Consider the following 3,466-nt stretch of genomic DNA (forward strand, 5'->3'; position numbering starts at 1 on the left):
GTCAGATGCCCCCCTTATTAAGGGGGGATTAAAGGGGGGACTAAGGGGGGATCGGCACCCCCCTTATCAAGGGGGGCAGGGGGGATCGAACCTAAAATCCATTTTTAATTTAATTATAACCAGCTACTTACAATCCAACCATTAAAGTTTGTCTGTTAATCGAGTAATCGGCTCTCTTGGCTGCTGTGTAATCAACAGGATCGATCATCGAGATTGTCGGTATAGACTAGAGCCTAACGTCAACCTTTGATCAAGCTGTTGGGATACAATCCAGCAAGGACAAGAGAGCCTGTTTAGAGAATCGATCGCTTTAAGTAGGGCTTGCTGAATAAATCTAAAAACCTTGTTGGATCAGACTTTTAGACTTTTTTTCCCTCAAAAAGTACCAGCCGTTGCGGGGATCGGGGGGAAAATCCCTGGACTTTTTCCCTGAAAATTAGGTAACTGACCACCTGAAAATAGGTAAAACCCCACACCCCACACCCCACACCCCACACCCCACACCCTGCCCCTAGGAAAAGCTTTTTCAGCAAACCCTAAGTGGTGTACTCGGCGTTAATTTTGACGTAATCGTAACTAAGATCGCAACCCCAGGCCGTACCTGTTCCCGAACCGTTACCGATACAGATAGACATTAAAACGGTATCTTCTCGTAAATAAGCCCCGCTTGCTGCCGCTTTCAGGTAATTACTGGCACTAGCTCGATCGAACGCCAGAGGTTGACCATTTTCCATCATCACGAAGTCGCCTAACTTAATTTGTAGATCTTCTTGATGGAAGACAACCCCGGCCCGGCCCGCGGCCGCCGCAATTCGTCCCCAGTTGGGATCTCGACCGAAAACCGCCGATTTTACCAAGGAAGAACCGGCAATGGTGCGAGCAATCTGACGAGCGGACTGATCATCGGCCGCCCCCGAAACCCGCACTTCTATTAAACAGGTGGCTCCTTCCCCATCCCGGGCGATCGCTTTGGCCAGGTATTGACAAACTTCCGTTAACATGGCCTCTAACTTTTGGGCATCCCGGCCCATTTCTGTGATCGCTGTGGTGCGCGATTGACCGTTAGCCAAGGCGATCAGACTGTCATTGGTACTGGTGTCCCCATCCACCGTAATCTGATTAAAACTTTTATTAGCCGCCCGACTTAACATACTTTGCCAGAGAACCGTCGATACTGCGGCATCACAGGTAATAAAGGAGAGCATCGTCGCCATATTCGGGTGAATCATCCCCGATCCCTTGGCAATTCCCCCAATTGTGACCGGACGACCATCGATGGTGGTTTGCAAGGCGATCGATTTGGGGACTAGATCCGTGGTCATAATCGCCCGGGCCGTGCTTTCGCCACCATTTTCCGACAATAAACCTGCTAAGGTCGGTAAAGCGGCGGTTAACGCATCCATGCGAATCCGTTGCCCGATGACTCCTGTAGAAGCCAGCAAAATTGCATCGGCGGGAATCCCTAAAACTTGGCTCAAGGAGGCGGCACTATCGAGGGCATCTTGCCATCCAGCTTCCCCCGTGGCGGCGTTTGCTTGGCCGGCATTACACAAAATCGCCCTGGCGCTGGCTTTAGTTTGTAGGCGTTGACGGCAATAATCGACGCAAGCGGCGCGCACTTGACTGGTGGTAAAGACTCCTGCGGCGATCGCTTCTGTTTCCGAGACAATTAGGGCTAAATCGGGCAAACCGGACGGTTTTAGCCCTGCGGCCATCCCTGCGGATTTAAATCCTTTTGGGGCCGTGATCCCCCCCTCTATTTCCTGCCAATCGGCCATTTTCTCCCGTCTCCTACTCAAATTCGACGATCGATTATAGCAAGTAAAAAGCCAAAAAGTAGCAAAGGGTTTGACCGTTGCGGGTTGGGGAGAGGGGAGTGGGGAGCATAAATAAAAATAATCCAGGAGTCTCGGAGTCTCCTGTGTTCTGATTAAGCTGTCTCTTGGGCAGCGGCTAATTCCTCCAGTTTTTCCTGTTGATCCTTGGCGATACAGGATTGGATCACATCTTCGATATCGCCGTCTAAAATGCGATCGAGGGAAAAATTCTGATTTAAGCGATGATCGGTGAGACGATTATCCTTATAGTTATAGGTGCGAATTTTTTCCGAACGGGAACCAGTTCCCACCTGAGAGCGTCGCATGGAACTGACCGCTTCCTGTTGTTCCTGTAACTTCATATCGTACAGTTTCGCCCGGAGAATCTGCATAGCTCGTTCCCGGTTTTGCAATTGCGATCGCTCCTCGGTACAAAAAACTCGGATTCCCGTGGGTTTATGGATTAAATCGACGGCAGTTTCCACTTTATTGACATTTTGACCGCCTGCCCCCCCGGATCTAGCCGTGGTTAACTCAATATCCTTGGGATCGATATGCACTTCCACATCGTCCACTTCTGGCATAATCGCCACGGTAGCGGTAGAAGTGTGGACGCGACCACTGGCTTCCGTCAGAGGAACCCGCTGCACCCGATGGACTCCCGCCTCAAATTTCAGCTTACTATAGACGTTATCGCCTTTAATCTCTAAAATTGCCTCTTTAAATCCTCCCATATCCGCCGGAGATTCACTCAAAAGGCTAACTTTCCAGTTTTGAGTTTCGGCATATTTTGAGTACAAGCGAACTAAATCCCCCGCCCAAATACTGGCCTCATCACCTCCGGTCCCAGCGCGAATTTCTAGCATGATATTCTTTTCATCGAGGGGATCCCGGGGCAGCAGCAGAATTGTTAATTGGTCTTCCAAAGTGGCGATTTTTTCCTCTAATTCTGCCACTTCTAGGGCGGCCATTTCCCTTAATTCGGGATCGCTGGCGGATTCTTTGAAGATTTGTTTCGCACCGATTAAATCCTCTTGACTTTTTTGCCAAATTTCGTAAGTGTTGACCGTTTCCTCTAGGGAAGCGCGGGATTTGGCCAGACGATGCAATTCACCCGGATTACCGGTGACATCGGGATCCGCTAGACGACGGGTTAATTCTTTGTAGGTCTGTTCTACAGATTGCAGTTTGTCTAGTAAATAACTTTCAGCCATAATCGATAGCCACAAATAGGGTTAAACGGGGTTAATTGGAAGATAACCCGCAAATTCACTGGATTAGAAGCGTCTGACAGATAATAGAGACGCAATCCTTTTAATTGTCTTAATTTTCTTGGTTTGGGGTTCTTCGAGATCGGAAAAATCCCGCCCAACTGCTGACAGTCAGTCAGTTTTGCTAATACTTAGAAATATTTTTAGGCCAGCAAGCGGCAAGGGAAGACATTTTTTTTCTTAACCAGATTATTCCTATATCTGAAACTATCATTTTTTGGCCGGTTTGAGCAAGTAATAGACCTCTTGCAAAAATCAAAAATCTTCCTTTAGGTGAGGAGTCTCCGAGCCAGTAGTCAGTAGTCAGGAGAATTAAGAATGAGCATTAATCAATTAAATGCTCTATTTGGTTATTTTATGCAATTTTATGCTTATTTT

At 48.1% G+C, this 3,466-nt stretch carries 3 protein-coding genes; all 3 read right to left on the bottom strand.

Features of this window, described 5'->3' with window-relative positions:
- Positions 1–536: 536 nt before the first annotated feature.
- Entirely contained in the window at positions 537–1,778 is a 1,242-nt protein-coding gene (argJ, locus tag O9290_RS24735) for a bifunctional ornithine acetyltransferase/N-acetylglutamate synthase (protein WP_288054610.1), read from the bottom strand.
- A 152-nt stretch (positions 1,779–1,930) separates the two neighbouring features.
- Positions 1,931–3,031 (bottom strand): peptide chain release factor 1, encoded by a 1,101-nt coding sequence (gene prfA / locus O9290_RS24740; RefSeq protein WP_288054612.1) that lies wholly within the window; start codon positions 3,029–3,031, stop codon positions 1,931–1,933.
- A complete protein-coding gene (locus O9290_RS28320) occupies positions 3,010–3,189 on the bottom strand; it encodes a hypothetical protein (protein ID WP_002759620.1) in 180 nt (59 codons plus the stop codon). Before O9290_RS28320 ends, prfA begins: the two co-directional genes overlap by 22 nt.
- Between the last annotated feature and the right edge of the window lie 277 nt (positions 3,190–3,466).

It is taken from the genome of Microcystis sp. LE19-41.2A (genome assembly GCF_027530405.1).
GTDB classification, from domain to species: domain Bacteria; phylum Cyanobacteriota; class Cyanobacteriia; order Cyanobacteriales; family Microcystaceae; genus Microcystis; species Microcystis aeruginosa.

Coding starts and splice junctions, on each gene's coding strand:
- argJ (WP_288054610.1), bottom strand. CDS start 1,778: ATGGCCGATTGGCAGGAAATAGAGGGGGGGATCACGGCCCCAAAAGGA.
- prfA (WP_288054612.1), bottom strand. CDS start 3,031: ATGGCTGAAAGTTATTTACTAGACAAACTGCAATCTGTAGAACAGACC.